This is a genomic window from Edaphobacter sp. (genome assembly GCF_035763405.1).
GTDB lineage: Bacteria > Acidobacteriota > Terriglobia > Terriglobales > Acidobacteriaceae > Edaphobacter.
In genome coordinates this window covers 32,277-53,731 of sequence record NZ_DASUBE010000147.1, presented here as the reverse complement: position 1 = coordinate 53,731, position 21,455 = coordinate 32,277, and the positions used below count along the sequence as shown (strand labels likewise).

Genomic DNA, 21,455 nt, shown 5'->3' with positions numbered 1-21,455 from the left:
ACGAAACTTCCACAGGGATAACTAGTTAGTTGCAATGCCCTTGAGATGCGCGCCAAAGCTCCTGCGTCACGCCGGTGAAGCAAAAAAGTTGAGAAAATCTCCCGCCAACGATTGAAAAGACGACGGATAGAGGCCGTAAAGCCTCAAAGGCCGTCGCTTACTTCCACATAAAGTAGAAACCGGGGGAGCGGTCCAGAAGCTTGCTGGGATTCGGAAAAAGGTCTTCCCCATCATCTGTCAGCAGCGAGAGCAGCCCGCGCTTGTTGCTGGGCGGGCGAACAATCGTTGGTTCCCCCGAGATGCCCACCTCGCGCGCCGTATCCAGCAGCGCCGTACGGTAGCCCCCAACCTGGTCGATCAGGCCCAGCGGCAATGCCTGCTCGCCGGTCCAGACCTGCCCGGTGGCGAGCGGCCTGATCTTGTCTTCGGTGGTGTGGCGGCCCACGGCCACATCGTGGATAAACTGTCCGTACATGTTATCGACCAGCGACTGGAAGTAGGCCTGCTCCTGCGGTGTGAGGTCGCGGCTGGGGTCGCCGGCGTCCTTCAGGTCGCCGCGCGAGATGGTGATGTTCTTCAGCTTCGCCCATTTCAGCAGGTCGCCATAGTTGGTCCACTCCATAATGACGCCGATGGAGCCGACGACTGAAGCGTCATTGGCGTAAATTTTGTCGCAGGCCGAGGCAATATAGTAGGCGCCCGAAGCTCCCACGGACTCGACCGACGCGACAACCTTCTTGTGCTTGGTCATCCGCACGCGCAACACCTCGTGGTAGATCTCCTGCGAGGCAGCCGCTCCGCCGCCGGGCGAGTTGATGTGCAGGATAATGGCCTTCACCGAGTCGTCATCGCCGAACCGGCGAAGCTGCGTGTCCACGGCATCGGGCGAGAGGATGACGCCGGAGATGTCGATCACCGCGATGCGCTTGCCAAAATCAAGTCCCCCCGAGCTCCCGTTGAACGAGCGCGCCGTGTACCAGACCATGCTCGTGAACAGCAGAAAGACCGCAACCATGCAGCCGCCGATGATGCCGATGTAGAACCATGCCGAGCGCCGTCTCGGCGGAGCTCCATACGGCGCGCCCACGCCATAAGGCGGCGCCGGCGCACCATAGTTCCGGGTGTAGGGAGGCGGTGGAGGCGGTGTAGGCGTAGGCGGAGGCGGTGCGTAGTCTTCCGGCATGTTGTGGAGTGTAGCAGGGAGCGGGGCCGGCCGGACAGAGCCAGTGCACCAGCGGGCAACCCGGCAACGTCTGGCCCCGAAGACCTCGTTGTAAAGCGGTTAAATTGAAACTGAAAAAGCTGTCGTGCCGTCTAATAGTTACAGTACAATCAATTTCGCAAAGGACCTCTCCCCAAAGTTCTCGCTTTGTATCAGGCATCCCGGGCGTGTCTCGGAGAAGGTCAGGAACCCAGTATGGCGCATCCTCAACTCAGCATCGTGATCCCGGCTTATAACGAGAGCGCCCGCATTGAAGACGCACTGGAGCGCGTACTCTCCTGCGTGGATGAGCAAAACTGGGACGCCGAGGTGCTCGTCGTCGATGACGGATCGAAGGATGACACGGCAGCCATTGTGCAACGGTGGATGCACGACCATCCGCGCCTGCATCTCATCCAGAATCCCGGCAACAAGGGTAAAGGTTACTCGGTTCGCAACGGCCTGCTGCAGGCTGCGGGCGACGTTGTGATGTTCACCGATGCGGACCTCTCCGCCCCGATGGAGGAGGCCAACCGCCTGCTCGCCGCGCTTGCCGAAGGAGCCGACGTGGCCATCGGTTCACGCTGGCTCGACCGCGCACGCCAGACCATCCACCAGCCGCTCTACCGCCAATTTTTCGGACGCTGCTTCAACTGGATCACTCGCACGGTGATGGGCCTGCCGTTCAAAGACACGCAGTGCGGCTTCAAGGCATTCAAGCGGCCTGCCGCGCAGATCATCTTCCGGCTCCAGACCATTGAGCGATGGGGCTTCGATCCGGAGATTCTCTTCATCGCGCGCAAGCTAAAGTACGTCATCCGCGAGGTCCCCGTCACCTGGGGACATGACGAGCGCAGCCGCATCAGTTACCTGAAGGACGGCATGAAGATGCTCGAAGACATGGCCCGCATTCGCTCAAACTCCGTGCGCGGCCGCTACGACGAAGCTATCGCCGCGCTCAAGGACACCAGCTCGATGGTCACGCCGCCGGTGGGCCACGTTCGCGCCCGCGTACGCTAATCAATCCTCCGCCCCCCTCAACTTTTCGCGACCCTCTCGCCGGTCGTGTATCCCCCGTGGCACAATACCGTGAACACAGGGGTAACGGTACTTGCTTCGGTCCGCATTCATCGCTCTCTCTCAAAATAAAAGACTCCGCGCGTTCTCCGAGCGTTCCTCCGCAGGCCGCCAGCTTTCCAGCCGCTTCGTCGCAGGCATGACGATTGAGGATGCCGCCCATGCCTCCGAGCGCGTCAACCACGAAGGCATTGCCGTCACGCTCGACTCGCTGGGCGAGAGCGTGACCACCGCCGCCGAAGCCCAGGCGTCCGCCGCCGTCTACCATCAACTGCTCGACCTGATACAGCAGCGCGGGCTCAACGCCAACGTCAGCGTCAAGCTCTCGCAGGTCGGCATGGACTTCGACCCGGCCCTGGCCGAGCGCATCGTAGGCGAGATGGTCGAACACGCCGCGCGAACCGGCTCCTTCGTGCGCATCGACATGGAGGGCTCGCCCTATACCGAGGCCACCATCGCCATCACCGAGCGGCTGGCCGCGCGTTTTCCCGGAGCGGTCGGCACCGTGCTCCAGGCATATCTCTACCGCACTGAAGCCGACGCCGAGCGCCTGCTGGGGCAGGGAATCCGCATCCGGCTCTGCAAGGGAGCGTATAAGGAGGGCCCCGAGGTCGCCTTCGCCGCAAAGGCCGACGTCGATGCCAACTACATCAAGCTGATGAAGCGCATGGTGACGTTCACCGCGAACGGCAAGGGCGTATTCTGCGGCATCGCCACGCACGACGAGACCATCGTTGAAGCCATGCGCACGTTCGTCCGCGACAACAACGTGCCGAAAAGTGCGTTCGAGTTCCAGATGCTCTACGGCATCCGGCGCGACCTGCAACGACGGCTCGCCGACGAAGGATTCGGCGTCCGCGTCTACGTTCCCTTCGGCCCGGAGTGGTATCCCTACTTCATGCGCAGGTTAGCCGAGCGCCCGGCGAACGTCTTTTTCCTGCTCAAAAACTTCTTTCGCAACTGAAGCCGTTCCGCTGCGATGTTAATGAGAAGGTACGCTCTCCGAAAGTTGTATTTGCTCTCTGCGCGGTTCCGTGCAGAATGGCTAGCACTACGGAAGGAGGAGACCGTTCAGGAAATGCACTGGAATGGATTGATCGTTGCGACCCACCTCGCCTATTCCGATTGGCTTGATCGCAAGACGTTCAGAGACGTTTCCCGGCGCCCATCAGCAAACGGTGTCCTGTTTCCGTAGCCCCATCTCCCCTCCGCAATAAAAAATAGCCGCCTTCGGGCGGCTATCTCTCGTTTGGGAAAAAGTTCGCAGGATTACTTGCCTTGCTGCTGGTTTTCGTTTGGGCGATCGGCGGGAATATACGGTTCTACCCGAAGCAGGTTCGAAAGGGTCGAACGCTCCTGGTCAGAGAACTGTCCGCGGAACCGGTCCGAGTTCAGTATCGTCTGCCGCTGCTCGGGCGGCATCTCACGCAGATCGCGGAAGGCCCGCGCTACAAGCCTTCGGCGATCATCGGGCAGAGAGCCGAGCTGTTGTAATGCTCCGCGCACCTGCTTGCGTTCCGGCGGGGTAAGCCGCTCCATCGCCTCGGTATGCTCCAGCCATCGCTGTCGCTGCGCCGGAGGCATGCTGTTCAGTTGGGCAAGCCGGTTGTGGAACCGTTGCTGCACGTCGGGCGGCAGGTTACGAAAGCCCGGCTCCTTGTCCAGTGCCTTCTGCTGGTCGGCCAGCGACATGTTGCTGTGCTGCTGCATCCATTGCTCCAGATGCTCCTGATTGCGCCGCTGTCCCTGACCGGGCCGCATAGCCTGCTGCGGCCGCATGGCCGGCGCGGATCGCATCTCCGGCTGCCGTGGGGCTTGTTGGCGCGGCGCGGCCTGATGTTCGCCTCCCCGCGCCTGCCCGGCAACGCGGAACGACCGCTGTCCCCAGACCGGGGACGTACCGCAACACGCCACGATCACGGCAAGCGCGGGCAGCAACAGTCTGCGAATTGTGGCCGAAAGCATCATGGTGTTAGTAGGAAGGGCCAGATAGATACTCGCCCGGGAGCAGCGTTGCGCCGCACCAGTGAGATTACCGTGTTCTGCCCCCTTTCCGCGAAAAATCCGCACGTTTAACTTCGTGGCGGCATGGCCGTGGTCGTGTTGTTGGTGCTGCCGTCGTCTTGCAGCAGCATGTCCATCGTCTGCAGCGCCTGGTCATTCGTGTCAATAATGCGTAGGTCGTTCACAGTAGCCGAGACCTGCGGCGTTGCCTGATGGTGTCCCAGAGAAAGATCGGCAAACGTGCCGCCGCCCACCAGCAGCACCAGCGCCAGAGCGCCTGCCATCGCCGGACGGAACTGGCGGCCGGTATTGAACATCAGCCGTGTCTTCACGCGCTCAAACCACCCTGCCGGAGGTTCGGCCGCGGCCTCACGCAGCTGCACGGCCAGCTTCTGGTCAAAGTAGGGCGAAGGCTCCGGGGCCTGCCATGCATCGAGCAGAGCAAAGGTTGCCTCCAGCTCGCGGAACTCCTCGCGGCACTGAGCGCACGATTCCATGTGCTCGCGTGCGGCACGGTTGGCGGCGGCCGCCGGATCCAGCAGCAGGTCTGGAAGTGCGGATTTGCAGTCTTGGCAGATCATATCGATTCCTTTCCACTATTCTCGGCGCGTCTTTATGTCCGCGCGCCTGTCGCTAAATAAAATCCTTCAACTTTTCACGCAGCGTCTGGTACGCGCGGAACAACAAAGACTTCGTCGCGGACTCGCTCAGCTTCAGCACATCGCCGATCTGCTTGTAGTCCATCCCTTCATACTTGTGCATCAGCACGGCCATGCGCTGACGCTCCGGCAGTGCCATTACGTGTTGCTTGATGGCCTCCATCCGCTCCCTGCGCAGCAGCTTCGCCTCTGCTCCCGGCTCCGCGTCAGCAACATCGGGCGTGGTTCCCGTCTCCGGATCACTCTCGTCCAGGTAGACGGTCGAGGCGGTGCGCTCGTGCCGTGTATCGCGTGCATAATTCACACCCAGGTTGGTGGCGATGCGGTACAGCCACGTACTGAACCGCGCCTCGGCCCGGTACGTCTCCCGCGAGCGGTATACGCGCAGAAAGACCTCCTGCGCCAACTCTTCGGCCACGGCCTGGTTATGCACCATCCGGTACATGAACCGCACCATCGACTTGCGGTACTTCTGGATCAGAAAATCAAAGCCGGCCATATTCCCGGCGCGAAGCTCCAGCATGATGGCGGCATCGTCCATCTGACCGAAATCTCCTGCCAAATGTTGACGTTGCGCCGTCTGGTGGCCGTCGAGTAGTCCCGGACTGAGAGCCAGAGTAGCCATACCATCCATAACCCCGTCTTCGTCTGCGGGTTGCGCGTCCGAGGTAAATTCCGGTGAAGGATGGTCCATGCCGTCCCGTGACGACTCCTGAAACGACCGGGAACTGCCGGATTGTGAGGGAGGAACGGGCATTGCGCTCGCTTATTGTACCGCCGAGTAGTCGGTTTCCAGCCCAAAACCACCGCCATCCGGTTGCGCCGCTGGCACCTGGCTCCGAACCCCCGGTCGATGGTATTCTTGAGCTGTCACCTCCCCACGCCGAAACGGCCCGGGCGCATAACTCAGCGGTAGAGTGCCACCTTCACACGGTGGAAGTCGTAGGTTCGAATCCTGCTGTGCCCACCAACAAAATCAATAATTTAGCCGCTTTCTCCAGGCCCGATCCTTGCCGGACGTTCTCTGCTTTGGAGCAGTCGGCTGGAGCTTCGTTAAAGCCGAACGCCCCATCCGTGTGGATGGGGCGTTCGGCTACTACAGGTTAAGTTACTCGTTAGAAGTTGTATTTGAAGGCAAGCTCAACGACGCGACGCCCCCTCGAGTAGTACGCCTTGCCATTGGTATTGGCGTTGGTATTAACTCCGCCTTCGCTACAACCGGCGGTGCTTGTGCCCTGGTTGCAACTCATCTGGAGGTTGACGTCGGTGTGGTTGCCAAACTCCGGCAGAGGATGGTTGAGGAAGTTGAAGGCCGAGGCGCGGAACTGAACATTCTGGCTCTCCCTGACCTTGAAGGTCTTGAAGACGCCGATGTCCGTGTTGAAGTACGCCGGGCTGTGGATGTACGGCCAGACCGACGGACCATTCTTGCCGAGCACGCTGGGCGTCTGGAAGCAGGAGGTGTTGAAGTACTTGCCTCCACCGGTACCCGTGCGCGGATCGCAGCTGAGATACGGCATCAGTTGAATCGAGTCGGTTCCCAGCAAGTACGTGTTGCTGACGCCGGTCCACTGCGCGTTCAGGGCGCCGCCCGTATTGGCCTGCAACGGTGCGCCACTCTGTAGCTGCATGTCGCCGGACGACTGCCATCCGTTGACCAGGCCCCGCACGAGGCGGTTTGTCCCGTGCAGTCCGGGAAGCTGGACGTAGTAGGTTGCGTTGAAGATGTGGGTATGGTCGTAAGCCAGCGGACCATAGTTGTTCCGCAATACAAAGGCATCGACCGAAGCGCCGTCGCCGCCGCCGTTGTTCGTCTGTCCGTCGCGGATACCCATCACCTTGCTGAAGGTGTAGTTGACCAGGAAGGTGGCCTTGCCGGTCTGCTTCTGGAGCGCGACGACCAGGCCGTGGTAGTTCGAGTAGCTGCCGTGCTGGACCAGATTCAGCACGCCGTAGTTGACGTAAGGCCGGTAGCCCGCGTAGTCCGCGCTGGACGGGGTCGCGCAGGTGCCCTTGGCGCAGGATTGTTGCCAGTAATTGATTCCCGTGATCGAGTTGGTGCCGTACAGACCGCCAATCGGGATCTTGTTGATGTTGGCGTAGAAGCTCGGCGTGGTGCCGTTGCCGGTCAACAGCGCATTGTCGGTATGGTTGCCGATGTACTGGGTCTCGAACATGAGTCGGCCGGGCAGCGCCTTGTCGATCATGAAGTTCCAGTTCATTGTGATCGGCGACTTGTCATCGCCCATCTTGAGGACATCCACGCCGCTGGGGCAAGTGGATTGGGTCGCGCACCAGGAACCAGCCGATGGTGCAAAGGTCGCCAGTTCCGCATACGACGTCGTCGCAGGCGTTCCGATGCTCTGCACATTCAGCGCCGGGTTCAGCGCCGAGTCCACGTCGCCTTCGGAGAACTGCCAGCGATAGATGCCAAAACCGCCGCGAAGGACCAGACTGCCGTCGCCGTACATATCGTAGGCGCCGCCGAAACGAACATCGGGATAGAACATCTTCGACGTAAAGCCCGACTGCGGGATTTTGCTGTCGTTCTGGTGCCACTTCATGCCCGTCCACGTCGGAGCGTTGGCGGTGTTGTCGTAGGCGGAAGGATCGAACACGGCGAGACCGGGTCCGTGCGTCGGATACCAGTCGCCCTCGTGGTCGAACCGCACGCCGTAGTTGAGGGTGAGTCTGCGCGTGGCGTGCCACTGGTCCTGCGCGTAGAACGCATACTCGTGGAAGGCCATATCGTGCACAGGTGCTGAAGAGTACTGCGTGATGCCGCCCGTGTGTCCGACCAGCATGTCGGCCAGTGGGTTGTTTGTGGTGTATTGGGTCCAGTTGTCGAAGTCGAGCGCGCCCTGCGTCCAGTTGCCGTAGCCGGTGGTCTGGGTCTGGAAGTTCTCATCCCAGAAGAAGCCCGCCTTCAGGCTGTGGCGGCCGAGCAGCTTGGTGAAGTTGTCCTGGAACGCCCAGATCTTCTTGATGTTGCCGTAGGCGTTGCCGAAGGCCTTAATGCTCGGCGGCGCATACAGCCCGGGGAAGCAGCCGGTCGAATTGCCTGTGTTGCAACCCCAGCTAATCAGGTTGGGAAGCTGGTCGAACGAGTTGACTCCGGACACATCAAACGGAGCATAGGTGGTATAGCCCGCCGTCGCTGCCGTCATTGCCGAAGGATTGGTGAACGAAGGTGGGAACGTGAAGTAGGTGCGGGCGAAGCTGAACTCGTTCGTCGCCGACGGGCCAAAGATGTGAACGTAGTTTGCCGTCCAGAGATTGGCCTTGGTCGAGGCGTTCATCTGTGAGGGAAGCGGCGAAGCAAAGCCCGGGTCCCACCAGATGCCGAAGTTGTTGATGTCCGCTTCATTCTGCTTGGTGTAGACAACCGAGACCTTGTCCTTCTGAGTGGGGTTGTAGTCGCCGCGCAGGCGCAACTCCCAGCGGTTGACCGGGGTGCCGTCGAGGAACTGGAAGTTATACCCATTATGCGTAGCCGGATCGACGTTCGGTGCGTTCACCTTGTTCAAATATTTCAGCAGCGCCAGCCCGTTGGGATCCATCTGCGAGGGCGAGATCTGTCCGCCGGGGTAGGGATTAGGGCCGCCGCTGGGGCAGAAGCTAGTCCAGTTGGGCGCGTTCGCGCAGGGAACCTGCGCAGTCGGCCACCAGGAAGGCATTCCGGACAGCGAAGCCGCGCTGAAGTTGCCGTTGATCATGTCCTGTGTGGGCGTCACCAACTGGTGCAGCGTCGGGAACGGTTTCTGCATCATCTTCTCGTAGCCGGCAAAGAAGAAGAGCTTGTCGCGGTTGCGATTGAAGTTGGTTCCCGGGATGATGACCGGGCCGCCGATGGTGCCGCCGGGATAGACCTGATTGTCTTTGGGACGCGTGTTCACCCCGTTGGAGGTCGCCTTGAAGTACGACTCGTTGGAGTTGAGCCTCCAGTTGCGCCAGTAAGTGTAGGCGTCGCCGTGGAACTGCTGGCCGCCCGCCTTGCTGGTGATCTGGATGATGGTGGGGCCGCGCGGAGTATCTGCGCCGAAGGCTGCGTTCAGGTAGGTGAACTCAGCGGTGGTGTCCTGGTTCACGTTGGCGATCTGCGTGCCTTGGTTGCCCACGTCAACGAGGCTTGCGCCGTCGAGCGTCATCTGCATACTGCCGTAGGGCTGGGTGCCGTTGGCGGAGTACTGACCGATCGGACCGCTGTTGGTGGCGGTCGTCTGGCTCTGGAACTGCTGCTGACTCAGACCGTTATTCATGCCCATGCCCGGCATGAACTTCACCAGCTCTGCGGCGTCGCGCCCCTGAATGGAGAGGTTCTCGACCAGCTTGCTGCCGATGGTCGTCGTGCTCGCGCCGGAGTCCAGAGGAATCAATCCCGCCTGCGAGGAGACCACCTCAACGTCAGCCGTCGAGGCCGCGACCTTCAGCGAGATGTGCGGCAGATTGTGATTTTCGCCCAGGTGCATGATGATGTCGGTCGCGACAAAAGTCTCGAAGCCCGGGGCCTTCACTGTAACCCGGTAATCGCCCGGAGGAACGGCGGCGAACGTAAAGGAGCCGCTGCCGTTCGAGGCAGTGACCCGGGTGTCGCGCGTGTCGGTGTTCTGAAGCACGACACTCGCGTTTGGAACCACGGCTCCGGTCGAGTCGGCGACGATACCCGAGACGGTTCCACTGCTGGACTGTCCAAATAGCGTCCCCGGGGCTAGACACAGGACAGACAGCACGAGGGTCGCAACAAGCGCCCACGCCATCCTTCCCGAGGTCCACAGAGATGGTAGAGATCGTTTCATATAAGCCTCCTTGAAATGACAATGCAACCTGCTTGCGCCCGTCTTCCTCGTTGGTTTTCCATCGTTTTCAGGCATTTGCCGGCTTGTAACTGGTAACGTAAACATATATGGCGTCAGTTACCGAAAAAATGAACGCGGTTACAAGCACTCTGTTCTTCTCTGTGGTTGGGAAATGCCTATGAAAATCGTTTTAATAGGAGAAATGCGGGACTCGACTCTTATAGCCTGTGGAACCCCGAGTGTCAACGATTATTTTTTAAAAAACAATAAATCCCTTTGGCGTCAATCGGTTTAGTACAGTGCATTACCGCATGGCAGCCCGTCGGCATTGTGGCCCGGTTGCAGAAACTGCCTTGGTATCGCTATCATGAACCATCCATACCTGCGCCACCACCGATTGCTCCTTGCCTGATTCCAATGCCCAGTAGGCGACCCATGCCGCAAAAGAAGAAGAAGGACCCCACCATCGCCGATGTAGCCCGGGAATCCGGCGTTGGCAGCATGACGGTCTCCCGCGTCCTGAACGGCGGAAAGTACGTCAGCGCCGACGCAGAAAAGCGCGTGCTCAGTGCCATCCAGAAGCTCGGCTACCATCCCAACGAGGCCGCGCGCATCCTGCGTGGGCAGGCGCCGCGGACGATTGGGCTCATCGTCCCCAACCTGGCCGATCCGTTCTACTCCGCCTGCGCCCACGCTGCGCAGCAGATGGCCCTCAAGCACGGCTACGCGACCCTGCTGCTGACCTGCGAGGCCGACGTGGACGCCGAAGACAGGGCACTGGCGCTGCTCCGGTCAAGAAATGCCGCAACCGGCGTGCTCATCTTCCCCTCGCGGCTCGACTCCGCCCAGCAGCTTGAAGAAATGCAGGCCAAAGGCGTGCCCGTCGTCACGCTCGACCGCACCATTCCCGGGCTCCACGCCGGTGAAGTCATGGTCGAGAACGCCGAGGGCGCGCAGAAGGCCGTCGATCACCTCATCCTGCACGGCCATCGAAACATCGTGTGCATCGGCTACGATAGCCAATTCAACTCCATCGCGCAGCGCATCGAAGGCTATCGCAAAGCCATTGCGGACGCGGGGCTGAAGCCGCAGATCCTGCTCGCCCACGACGAGGCGGAAGTTCCGCGCATGGTGCTCAAGCGCCTGCGCTCGGCCGAAGCTCCCTCGGCGTTATTCAGCCTCAATAACGTGACCACCGCGCACCTGCTCCATCTTTTACAACGCGAAAACATCCGTGTACCCGAGCAGATCGCCCTCGTCGGCTTCGACGATTTCGATCTCGCCGCACTGCTCGCAGTTCCGCTGACCGCAGTCCGTCAGCCTGCTGCTGAGATTGGCCGCAGCGGCACCCGCCTGCTGCTGAATCTCATCCATGCCCGCTCCGCAGGCACCAATGGAAACGGCCTAAACGGAGCAGGCTCGCGTATCGTCCTGCCCACCGAACTCGTGATCCGGCGCTCCTGCGGCTGTCAGGCCCCTCCGAAGATCACCGCACGGCAGTAACTGTCCACTGCCAGTGCCCCGAGTCTGAAGTTCACAACATTAATAACCTTGTCATCCTGAGCGGAGTTTGCCGGTTTCTTCGGCAAACGCAGTCGAAGGACCTGCGGTTCGAAGTCTCTGCTGAAGGAAACAACTTCGGACTCAGGACACCAGGATTGCTGCCCGATAACAAACATCATCTCCGCCGGAGGCGGCGCTTTTTGCCGTCGTAGTGGAGAGGTCCCTGTATCTTTCTCTCGCTCGACCACATCTCCGGACATCTCTCATGTGCCCGAACTTCACCCGGACCACAGAATAAATGCGCTAACTGCTGATTTCTCCGCGCCGCCGTCTCCACGCATAACATTCGCTTGCCTCTCGCGCGCACGCGCCGTAAAATCCGGTGGCTCGATATTTTGCTGGTGCCGAGGCGTTGAAACCCAAGGGCCAGTTTGGGGAGACGTCCATGAGGCAATCCTTTAGTGTCGGTATCGGAGGCGCGGCAGGCCAGGGGGTGGCCACGCCAGGCGATATTTTTGCGAAGATATTCAGCCGTCGCGGGTTGCATCTCAACGCCTACAACGCCTATCAGTCCATCATCCGCGGCGGCCACACCTTCCTCACCGTCCGTACCGGACCCGATAAAATCCCGACCACCGACGGCAAGCTTGATCTGCTTATCCCGCTCAATCAGGACACGATGGACCGCCATCTGCATCTTCTCTCCGCGGGCGGCGCGTGCCTGTACAACGCGGAGTCCATCAAGCCCGGCACTCCAGCCGAGGGTGTTCAGCTCTGCCCCATCCCCGTCTCGACTCTCGCCGACATCAGCCGCAATAAGGTAGCGCAAAACACCCTGGCCATCGGCGCGGGCCTCAGCATGATGGGCATTGGCTTCGCCTCGCTCGAAGAAGTGCTTGCCGAGCAGTTCCGCAAAAAGGGCCAGGAAGTCATCGACGAAAACGTCAGCATCGCCCACGCGGGCTACGACTACGCCAGCCAGCACTTTAAACCCTTCGCGTGGCCGCTGCCCATGACCAACACCCGCTACGCGGTCCTCAGCGGCAACGCGGCCATGGCGATGGGAGGAGCCGCAGCAGGCGTCAAATTCTACTGCGCCTATCCCATGAGCCCCTCCACCGGCGTCCTGCACTGGATGGCCGAACATGCACGCAAGGCCAACATCATGGTGCGCCAGGTCGAAGACGAAATCGGCGTCATTAATATGGCCATCGGCGCGGCCCACGCAGGAGTCCGCGCCATGTGCGCGACCTCAGGCGGAGGTTTTGCGCTGATGAGCGAAGGCCTCGGCCTCTCCGCACAGGCAGAGATTCCTGTCGTCGTCATCGACTGCCAGCGCGCAGGCCCATCCACCGGCGTCCCCACCAAAACCGAGCAGGGCGACCTCTGGCAGATGCTCGGCGCGGCCTTCGGCGACTATCCTCGCGTCATCGCCGCCCCGCTCGACATCGCCGACTGTTTCAAGCTGATGCCCGAGATCTTTAACGTCACCGACAAATTCCAGTGCCCGGGCATCGTGCTCTGCGACCTGCTTCTCTCCGAAGGTCGCCTCAGCGTCGATCCCAGGGAACTTGACTTCTACCCGCACGTCGATCGCGGCGAACTCATCACCTCCAACGGCACCGCCGACCACGAGCCGTACAAACGTTACAAGATCACTGAGAGCGGCGTCTCCCCGCGCGTCATCCCCGGCGTCCCCGGTCACACCCACGTCGTATCGAGCGACGAGCACGACGAAGACGGCGTCCTCATCAGCGACGAGTACACCAACACCGTCAAGCGCCGCGCCATGATGGAAAAGCGGATGCGCAAGATGGACGGCATCGCCCGCGCCGTCCCGCCGCCCACCTTGCTCGGCCCGGCCAACGCCGACGTCACACTCATCGGCTGGGGCTCCACCTACGGCGTCATCGACGAAGCCTGCGAGCTGCTGCGCGAGGCCGGTATCTCCGTCAACCATCTACCGATCCGCTGGCTCGTCCCGCTGCATGGCGACGCCATCCTCAGCCTGCTCAAAGGCGCCAGGCACACCATCATCGTCGAAAACAACTTCAGCGGCCAGTTCGCCCGCTACCTGCGCAGCGAGACCAGCTTTGTCGCCGACGGGCACATCCGCAAGTACGACGGCGAGCCTTTCCTGCCGCACCACATCGTCGAAGCCGTGAAGGAGCAGTTGGCGGGCCGCACCACGCTCTCCGTACCATCACACGAGATCAACGTCTAACCACCAGAGGCGAACCCGAATCCGAACCAAGGAGAAGCTGAACATGGCAACAGAAGTCGTGACTCCCAAAGCAATGGTGATGGCGGACCTCAAGGGCAAGGTCGATCCCGACTGGTGCCCCGGCTGCGGCGACTACGGTGTGCTCGCCGCCGTGCAGAAGGCGCTGGTCGAGTTGCAAATTCCCAAACACCAGGTCGCCACCATCAGCGGCATCGGCTGCTCGTCCAACTTCCCGGGCTTTATCGACACCTACGGAATGCATACGTTGCACGGCCGCTCCATCCCGGTCGCCACCGGCATGAAGATGGCAAACCACGCCATGACCGTGCTCGTCACCGGCGGCGACGGCGACGGCTTCGGCATCGGCTGCGGTCACTTCGTCCACGCCATGCGCCGCAACATCGACCTGCTCTACATCGTCATGGACAACCAGATCTACGGCCTCACCACCGGCCAGACCTCGCCCACCAGCCGCCTCGGCATGAAGACCAAGAGTATGCCTTACGGCAACATCGAATCGCCGCTCAACCCCGTCTCACTCGCACTCTCCGCCGGCGCCACCTACGTCGCGCGCGGCTTCAGCGGCGACCAGAAGCACCTCACCGAACTCATCAAGCGCGGCATCGAGCACAAGGGCTTCTCCTTCATCGATGTCTTCAGCCCCTGCGTCACCTACAACCACGACAACACCTTCCAGTGGTTCCGTCCGCGCGTCAAACGTCTCGAAGACAACCCCGAGTACGATCCCACCGACTGGACCGCGGCCATGGAGAAGTCGCTCATGTGGGGCGACGAAATCCCCATCGGAAAATTCTTCGAGCGCACCGATCTGCCCTCGCTCAACGACGCCGAGCCAGTCCTCAAAGCCGGCCCACTCGTCCACCAGGAAACCCGCCTGCCCGCCGAGGTAGCCAAATCATTCGTCGACGAACTGATGTAGGGCCGTTACGGCAACTCCTGATCGATTGAGGCTTCCGGAACGCTTGTCATTCTGAGCGTAGCGAAGAATGCCCGCATTTCGCTCGGAGCCGCACGGCTCTTCGCGTCAGGTTAGTTCTTCAGAGCCAAAGGCGCGACCAATGCCAGCCTGGGGCGTAGCCCCGGGTACCATGACCCGGAAAAGACCGAGGGCTGAAGGCCCGACGTATAGAAGGCTGCGCTACAACCAATGCAACAACAAGCTCGGCACACACCCAAGCACCACCACACCCAACGCAATCAGGCCCAGTACCACCTGCTGAACCACCGGCACGCTCACCAAAGCCTCATCCGCAGGCTCGCCGACATAAATACTCTTCAAAACCTTCAGGTAGTAGTAGAGCGACACCGCGCTCATCGCAATCGCCAGCACCACCAGCCATAGCAGCCCGTGATCAGCGTTCAGCGCCGAAGCGAACACATAGAACTTGCCGAAGAACCCAGCCAACGGCGGAATCCCCGCCAGCGACAACATGAACACCAACATGCAAAGCGAAACCAGCGGTGCGCGCCGACTCAGTCCCGCAAAATGCGCCAGGGTATCGCCGCCAGCCTCGTGCTCGACCACTGCCACCACGCCAAAGGCCCCAAGCACCGTCAGCGCATACGTGATCGCGTAGTAGAGCAGCGCCGAAAAGCTTTGATTCGTATGCGCAAGAATGGCCAGCAGCATATACCCTGCATGTCCAATCGCCGAGTAGGCCAGCAGCCGCCGAACACTCGTCTGCGTAATCGCGACAAGGTTGCCCAGCACCATCGAGAGTGCCGCAACCATCGCAACCACCGGCATCCACCCGGCGGCATATCCATGCCACGCGCTGCTTCCTTCCGCACCGGCCAGACCAAGCACCAACACCTGATACAGAATGAAGAACCCCGCAACCTTCGATCCTGATGCAATCAACGCCGCACTCGACGCAGGTGCGCCCTCATACACATCCGGAGCCCAGAAGTGAAAGGGCGCTGCGGCCACTTTGAAGCCAAGCCCAACCAGCATCATTACAATCGCCACCAGCAGCAGCGGATCGAGCGGCGCGCTCTGCAGCGTGCTCGCAATCGTGCTGAGGTTGGTCGAGTTGGACAAGCCATAAAGCAGGCTGAACCCAAACAGCAGAAACGCCGCCGAAATTGCGCCAAATAAAAAGTACTTCAGCGCCGCCTCCGCTGACCGCGCACTGCGTTTGTCAAATGCAGCAAGCACGTAGAGCGAAAGGCTCAGCAACTCAAGCGAAAGAAAGATGAGCAGCAGATTCTGCGTGCTCACCAGCAGCATCATGCCCACAGTCGCCATCAGCATCAGAGCAAGATATTCACTGATATGTCGCGTGAAGCTGGCGCCCGAAGCGAGCAGCACAGTCAGCATCGTCAACACCAGCAGCACAATCTGCACATGCTGCGCTACCGAACTAAGCACAAGCACTCCGTCGCCGAAGCTCGCAGTCAGCGGCGCGCGGAGTATCCAGCCAATCGCCACAGCACAACCGGCAACCGAAAGCAGCGTGGCAACCGTACTGCGCAAACGAGGCTCCGCATCACGCAGCCATGCGAGGTCAACAGAAAGCACGCACAGTGCGGTGATGACGACGATCACCTCCGGCGCAACAAGCCGCCACATCTCCATGTAGCTTGCGGTCATCGCACGCCGCCTTTCCACAGCCCGTCAAACATCGGCGAGTGCAGCGCCGGAATGATGACACGCAAAAGCAGTTGCGGATAAAGCCCGACTGCGATACTCGCGCCAAGCAGAAGCACTGCACCGATGCGCTCAGGAATGGAGATAGCGGGATAGGTAGCCGCGCCGACAGAACTGTTAGAAGGAGCGCCAAAGAACGCCATCTGCATCGCCCGCCAGGTATAGGCAATGCCAATGACAATGCCCACGCCAGCAATGACGACAAACCACGGAAACGCGCGCCACGTTCCGATAAGAACCTGTAGCTCGGCCACAAATCCGCTGAAGCCCGGAAGCCCAATCGAAGCCATGCCTGCAAGAACGAAGGTAGCCGCGGCAAACGGCAGCACCTTGCCCAGATGCATCTTCGAGAGCGCAGCAAGATCTCGCGTATGTGTGCGGTCGTACACCATCCGCCCAACGACGGCAAACAGCAGCCCGGCCAGCACACCGTGCGAGAACATCTGCAACACCGCCCCGTCCAGACCAATCTGCTGCAACGTCATTAACCCGAGCAGCACAAACCCCATGTGGCTCACGCTCGAATATCCAACCACAAACTTGAAGTCCTTCTGCACCAGCGCCACCATCGCGCCGTACACGATGCCGATCAGTGCGAGCAGGGCGAACACCTCACGCCATGAGCCAAACCCAAGCACATGAAATCCCCACGGATCGAGCCCACGCGGAAACAGCATCATCGCCACTCGCAGACAGCCGTAGGCCCCCAGCTTCATCACCACACCCGCCAGCAGCATCGAAGCGGCAGTCGGCGCTGCAACGTGTCCCGTAGGCGCCCACGTATGAAACGGCCACAGGCCCGCGAGAATACCAAAGCCCACAAACACCAGCGGAAACGCCCACATCTGAAAGTGAACCGGGAAAGGGAACTGCGAGAGCTGCACCAGGTCCATGGTTCTCGCGCCAGCCACAACGTAAGCCGCGATCAGCCCAATCAGCACCATCGCGCTGCCCACAAACGAGTAAAGAGCCAGCTTCATCGCCGCATACTCACGCCGCGTCGAGCCCCAGATAGCAATTAAAAAATATTTCGGTACGATGGCGATCTCATAGAACACAAACAGCAGCAGCAGATCGAAGCTCAAAAACACGCCATACACGCCGCCAATCAGCGCCAGATAGAAAGCAAAGAACTCATTCGCTCGCCGTTCGATGTTCCACGAAAAGAGCACACCCGCTACCGCCACAATGCCTGTCAGCAGAACGAGCGTCAGGCTGATGCCATCCGCAGCCAGGTGATATTCCAGTCCAAGCGAACGCATCCACGAAACCTGAACGACTGTTACGAGCTCACCGGAAGGCCGCTTCACAAACTCCGCAACGGCGATGGCCAGTCCCGCCAAGGCCGCCAGCAGAGCGATGATGCGTGGCGCACGCACGCTGCCCTTCGGTAGAAGCATCAGCAGCAGCGCGCCGCCAAACGAGATGTAAATAGTCCAGGCCAGCATCGTTGCCGTTCAAAACCTCAGATGTCGCACAAGCTGCATCACGGTACTGTTGGTGAATCCAAGCACAAGCTGGGGATAGACGCCCAGCACAAACATCAGCACAAGCGGCGGAGCCAGCGCGATCCGCTCCGACAAAGTAAGGTCGTGCATCCCGGCCCACTTACTATTGAGAGGCCCCGAAAAAACACGCTGCAGAATCGTCAGAATAAAGATCGCTGTCAGCAGCAGCCCAAGAGTCGAAACTGATGTCGGCCAGCTTGCCAGCGGGAACGTACCCTTAAAGATGAGAAACTCGCCGACAAATTCATTCAGTCCCGGCAGCCCAAGCGACGAGAAGAGCGCAATCCCCATCATGCCGCAAAACACAGGCGCAACCTTGCGCAGTCCGCCGAAATCGTCGAGCCCGCGTAGCCCGCCGCTGCGCTTCTCCAGCAGCGCCACAAACCAGAACAGCGTTGCTGCGGTCAGCCCGTGGTTAAACATCTGCAAAAACACGCCATTCAACGCGGCAGCTTTCTCCACCCCGAGCGCAGGATTGTCGCCCGTCCACTTCAACACCGAAAAGATGCCGAGCATACAGTAGCCCAGGTGATTGATCGACGAGTAGGCAAAGATGCGTTTCAGATCTTTCTGCGCCAACGCCGCATACGCAGAAAGCACAATCGTCGCGACCGCAAGCCACAGCAGCCCCGTCCTCACCTCACGCAGTTGCGCATAAAAAATCGGAAGCAAGATGCGGAGAAACCCATATACCCCCATCTTCGACATCGTGCCCGTCAGCAGCATCGTCACGCCCGCTGGAGCCTCTGCATACGCATTCGGCAGCCACGTGTGAAAAGGAATCAGAGGAACCTTCACCGCAAATCCCAGAAACGCGCCAAAGCACAGCAGCAACCCAACCTTTCCAGCAGTCAGACTATGCAAGGCAAAGCCGGACGCGAGCGACGAAAGCAGTTGCCCGCTCTGCGCCAGCGTAGCCAGATCCATAAAGTCGAACTTGCCCGTGCACAGAAAGAGTGCGAGAAACGCCAATAGCAGCGCGACGCTCCCTACCATCGTATAAATAAAAAACTGAGTCGCAGCCGCAGCACGTTGCACCCCGCCCCAGAGCCGTATCAGAAAAAACGCCGGGATCAGACTCAACTCCCAAAAGAGAAACCAATGAAAAAAGTTGAGCGCGGTGAAGGTGCCGAACAATCCGGCCTCCAGCATCAACATCAGCGAGAAGTAGAGCGGCACCCGCTCCACAATCCGCGACGATGCAGCCATCGCCATCGGCACGACGATGGCCGAAAGCAGCAACATCAGCAGCCCCAGCCCATCGATGCCCACGTGATACTCCACCCCGAGGGCCGGAATCCACGCATGAACCTCCTCGAACTGAAGCCCTCCCGCTGTGGGGTTGAACCAGTGCCACAAAACCACAACCACCGCAAGCGCAAGGAACGCAAACGCAAATGCCAGCGTGCGCGCCATCCTGGAGTCCCTTCTGCCGAGCGTCAACACCGCAAGAGCGCCCACCAGAGGCACCACTGTCAGTAGAGAAATAGGCGGAAGCAGATTCATCGCACGCCGCTCCAGAGCAGAAAAAGAACCAGCAGCGCAAACGCCGCCCCAAGCAGGCGCAGATAACTCTGCGCACTGCCATTCTGTACCCGCGACAGCAGCCTGCCGCCGGAGCTTACCGTCTGGCAGCCCTCATCAAAGCCTGTGTTCACCACGTGTGTGTCTGTGGAGCGAGCCAGCCAGGAAAGCCCAAGCACCACATGCGATGTTATCCAGACCGCGCCGCCCCAGATCCATCGATCAAGCCAGTTGCTCACGCGCGCGAACCATGTATTCCAGCGAATAAACGTAGCCTGGTACAACTCGTCCACAAAAAACTTGCGCCGTAATAGATGGAAAGCCTGAGGCTGCATCGTCTCGAGCACATCCGGCGCGTCCGCGTTTGGCGCGGGCCTGTGTCCGTAGAGCCACCACCCCACGCCAAGCCCCGCGAAGACAATGACCGTCGAAGACAGCATCACAGGCAGTACTCCGTGTTCCAGAAATCCCGCGAAGCTGAAGCTCGCCGGCACTCCACTCAGGAACGCATCAAACCACGGCCATGCCGGTGTGCCGAGCAGGCCAAGAAGAAGTGCAAACACCGCCAACAGCGTCAGCGGCGCCGTCATCACCGAAGGACTTTCGTGCGGAGTCTGCGGAGCGCCATGCCCTTGGTGTTCGCTCGCAGCCAATCTCGATTCGCCGAAGAACACGTAGCACACCTGCCGCGTCATATAGAACGCCGTCAGCAGCGCGCCAAACGCTCCAAGATAAAACGGTGTGCGCGAAATGCCCCAGCCGCTTGCCGCATGCAGAATCGCGTCCTTGCTCCAGAATCCGGAGAAGAGTGGAAACCCGCACAGCGCCAGCATGCCGATGCCATACGTAGCGAACGTAATCGGCATCAGCTTCCGCAGCCCGCCCATGCGACGAATATCCTGCTCCTCGTGGCATCCATGAATCACCGAACCCGCGCCTAGGAAGAGCAGCGACTTGAAAAATGCATGCGTGATGAGGTGAAACATTCCCACCGCCACCCCACCCACGCCCAGCCCAAGCATCATGTAGCCAAGCTGCGAGATCGTCGAGTAGGCAAGGATGCGCTTGATGTCATCCTGCGCCACGGCAATCAGCGCGGCGAAGACAGCGGTGATTGCGCCAATCCACGTCACCGCCTGCAAAGCAGTAGTCGCCGAAATCGCAAGACCAGCATGAACCGACATCAGCGGAAAGACGCGCGCCACCAGAAACACGCCCGCCGCCACCATCGTCGCGGCGTGAATCAGCGCACTCACCGGCGTCGGACCTTCCATCGCATCGGGCAGCCAGACGTGCAGCGGCACCTGGCCAGACTTACCCATTGCGCCCGCGAAGATCAGCAGCGCAATGCCCGTTGAGACCGCCATGCCCACAGAAGTTGTCTGCGCCGCCAGATGCAGCAGCGCGGAGCCCTCCATGCATCCTGCGCCATGGTTGTAAAACAGCAGCGTCCCCGCCTGCGAATACAGCCAAACCATGCCGATAAGAAACGCAAGGTCGCCGATGCGCGTCGTGATGAACGCTTTTTTCGCCGCCGCCGCAGCGGCAGGCTTGTGATACCAGAAGCCGATCAGCAGGTACGAGGTCAACCCAACCAATTCCCAGCACATAAACAACAGCAGCAGGCTGTTGGCGATCACCAGGCCCAGCATCGCCGCCGCAAACAGCGAAAGGAAACAGAAGAAGCGCGTGAAATTGTTGTCATGCGCCATGTATCCCACGCTGTAGACGAACACCATCAGTGAGACAAGCGAAACCATCATCAGCATCACGGCGGTCAGCGGGTTGAGCATCCACCCAAGCCTCAGCCACGTATCGCCATACTGGAGCCACCGGAAGTTAACGATCTCCGGCGACGTGCTGCCGCCGCGAAGCACATGGACAAACGCGCACACGGAGAGCAAAAGCGACAACGACATCGTGCCAATCGCCAGCGTCGCCGCGAACCTGCGGCTACGCTGTTTGGCAAGCGCAGTCAGGCCCGCCGCAAGCGCAGGCAGCACAGGAATCAGCCAGAGATGTCGAACAATCCACGCCATGTCGTCTTCAGAAAAGAGGAACGCCAAACATCGTTGAAGTTCAGTCAGGGCAGACTTGCAGCCAGTCCCGCGTTGAAGGGGCGTGACTTCAGCCAGCCATACATTGCAGAAGAGCAGGGAAGCTCTAGAGGATGCTGAAAAGTAGTTGTAGTTGCTTTTGGAGATGAGCGTGGGGCTTCAGCCCCACGAAAGAGCCAGCAAATACAAAGGGCTTTAGCCCCGGGCCTTTCTCCACGCACTACCGAACGC

General features: G+C 60.3%; 14 protein-coding genes and 1 tRNA gene. 6 read left to right on the top strand and 9 right to left on the bottom strand.

All coding sequences use genetic code 11. The features are described 5' to 3' along the window. Positions 1-157 precede the first annotated feature (157 nt). Positions 158-1,183 (bottom strand): signal peptide peptidase SppA, encoded by a 1,026-nt coding sequence (gene sppA / locus VFU66_RS13995; protein WP_326446884.1) that lies wholly within the window; start codon positions 1,181-1,183, stop codon positions 158-160. 234 nt (positions 1,184-1,417) lie between these two features. On the opposite strand from sppA, the gene VFU66_RS13990 reads away from it, so the two are divergent. Further along, positions 1,418-2,221 carry a dolichyl-phosphate beta-glucosyltransferase gene (locus VFU66_RS13990; RefSeq protein WP_326446883.1) on the top strand — a complete coding sequence of 268 codons (804 nt, stop codon included), beginning with the start codon at positions 1,418-1,420 and terminating at the stop codon, positions 2,219-2,221. Positions 2,222-2,312: 91 nt separating this feature from the next. Then, positions 2,313-3,242, top strand: a complete 930-nt coding sequence (locus VFU66_RS13985) for a proline dehydrogenase family protein (protein ID WP_326446882.1) — start codon at positions 2,313-2,315, stop codon at positions 3,240-3,242. Between the two features lie 305 nt (positions 3,243-3,547). Here the strand turns inward: VFU66_RS13985 and VFU66_RS13980 are convergent, their stop codons facing one another. Genes VFU66_RS13980 through VFU66_RS13970 form a run of 3 tightly spaced genes read right to left on the bottom strand, consistent with a single transcriptional unit; the run spans position 3,548 to position 5,566 of the window. Beyond that, on the bottom strand, positions 3,548-4,348 hold the full coding sequence (locus VFU66_RS13980; protein ID WP_326446881.1) for a DUF3106 domain-containing protein: 801 nt from the start codon (positions 4,346-4,348) through the stop codon (positions 3,548-3,550). Positions 4,349-4,350: 2 nt separating this feature from the next. Next, positions 4,351-4,863: an anti-sigma factor gene (locus VFU66_RS13975; RefSeq protein WP_326446880.1), complete on the bottom strand. Its 513-nt coding sequence runs from the start codon at positions 4,861-4,863 to the stop codon at positions 4,351-4,353. 52 nt (positions 4,864-4,915) lie between these two features. Beyond that, positions 4,916-5,566, bottom strand: a complete 651-nt coding sequence (locus VFU66_RS13970; protein ID WP_326446879.1) for an RNA polymerase sigma factor — start codon at positions 5,564-5,566, stop codon at positions 4,916-4,918. Between the two features lie 270 nt (positions 5,567-5,836). Here VFU66_RS13970 and VFU66_RS13965 point away from each other — a divergent pair. Continuing rightward, positions 5,837-5,911, top strand: a tRNA-Val gene (locus VFU66_RS13965). A 145-nt stretch (positions 5,912-6,056) separates the two neighbouring features. Here the strand turns inward: VFU66_RS13965 and VFU66_RS13960 are convergent. Beyond that, positions 6,057-9,737: a carboxypeptidase-like regulatory domain-containing protein gene (locus tag VFU66_RS13960; RefSeq protein ID WP_326446878.1), complete on the bottom strand. Its 3,681-nt coding sequence runs from the start codon at positions 9,735-9,737 to the stop codon at positions 6,057-6,059. Between the two features lie 435 nt (positions 9,738-10,172). Here VFU66_RS13960 and VFU66_RS13955 point away from each other — a divergent pair, with 435 nt between their 5' ends. The 3 genes from VFU66_RS13955 (at position 10,173) to VFU66_RS13945 (ending at position 14,404) form a co-directional block, all read left to right on the top strand. Next, positions 10,173-11,240 carry a LacI family DNA-binding transcriptional regulator gene (locus tag VFU66_RS13955; RefSeq protein ID WP_326446877.1) on the top strand — a complete coding sequence of 356 codons (1,068 nt, stop codon included), beginning with the start codon at positions 10,173-10,175 and terminating at the stop codon, positions 11,238-11,240. Positions 11,241-11,685: 445 nt separating this feature from the next. Further along, a complete protein-coding gene (locus VFU66_RS13950) occupies positions 11,686-13,464 on the top strand; it encodes a 2-oxoacid:acceptor oxidoreductase subunit alpha (RefSeq protein ID WP_326446876.1) in 1,779 nt (592 codons plus the stop codon). Between the two features lie 43 nt (positions 13,465-13,507). Then, positions 13,508-14,404, top strand: a complete 897-nt coding sequence (locus VFU66_RS13945; protein ID WP_326446875.1) for a 2-oxoacid:ferredoxin oxidoreductase subunit beta — start codon at positions 13,508-13,510, stop codon at positions 14,402-14,404. A gap of 219 nt (positions 14,405-14,623) precedes the next feature. Here VFU66_RS13945 and VFU66_RS13940 read toward each other — a convergent pair whose 3' ends face one another. From VFU66_RS13940 to nuoL, 4 genes are read right to left on the bottom strand one after another with little or no spacing between them, the layout of a single operon-like run. Continuing rightward, complete coding sequence (locus VFU66_RS13940) at positions 14,624-16,078, bottom strand: NADH-quinone oxidoreductase subunit N (RefSeq protein ID WP_326446874.1); 1,455 nt, start codon at positions 16,076-16,078, stop codon at positions 14,624-14,626. Beyond that, positions 16,075-17,583, bottom strand: a complete 1,509-nt coding sequence (locus VFU66_RS13935) for a complex I subunit 4 family protein (RefSeq protein ID WP_326446873.1) — start codon at positions 17,581-17,583, stop codon at positions 16,075-16,077. Before VFU66_RS13935 ends, VFU66_RS13940 begins: the two co-directional genes overlap by 4 nt. A gap of 9 nt (positions 17,584-17,592) precedes the next feature. Then, positions 17,593-19,149: a complex I subunit 4 family protein gene (locus tag VFU66_RS13930; RefSeq protein WP_326446872.1), complete on the bottom strand. Its 1,557-nt coding sequence runs from the start codon at positions 19,147-19,149 to the stop codon at positions 17,593-17,595. Next, on the bottom strand, positions 19,146-21,206 hold the full coding sequence (gene nuoL / locus VFU66_RS13925) for an NADH-quinone oxidoreductase subunit L (protein WP_326446871.1): 2,061 nt from the start codon (positions 21,204-21,206) through the stop codon (positions 19,146-19,148). The genes VFU66_RS13930 and nuoL overlap by 4 nt, the downstream gene beginning before the upstream one ends. Positions 21,207-21,455: the final 249 nt, after the last annotated feature.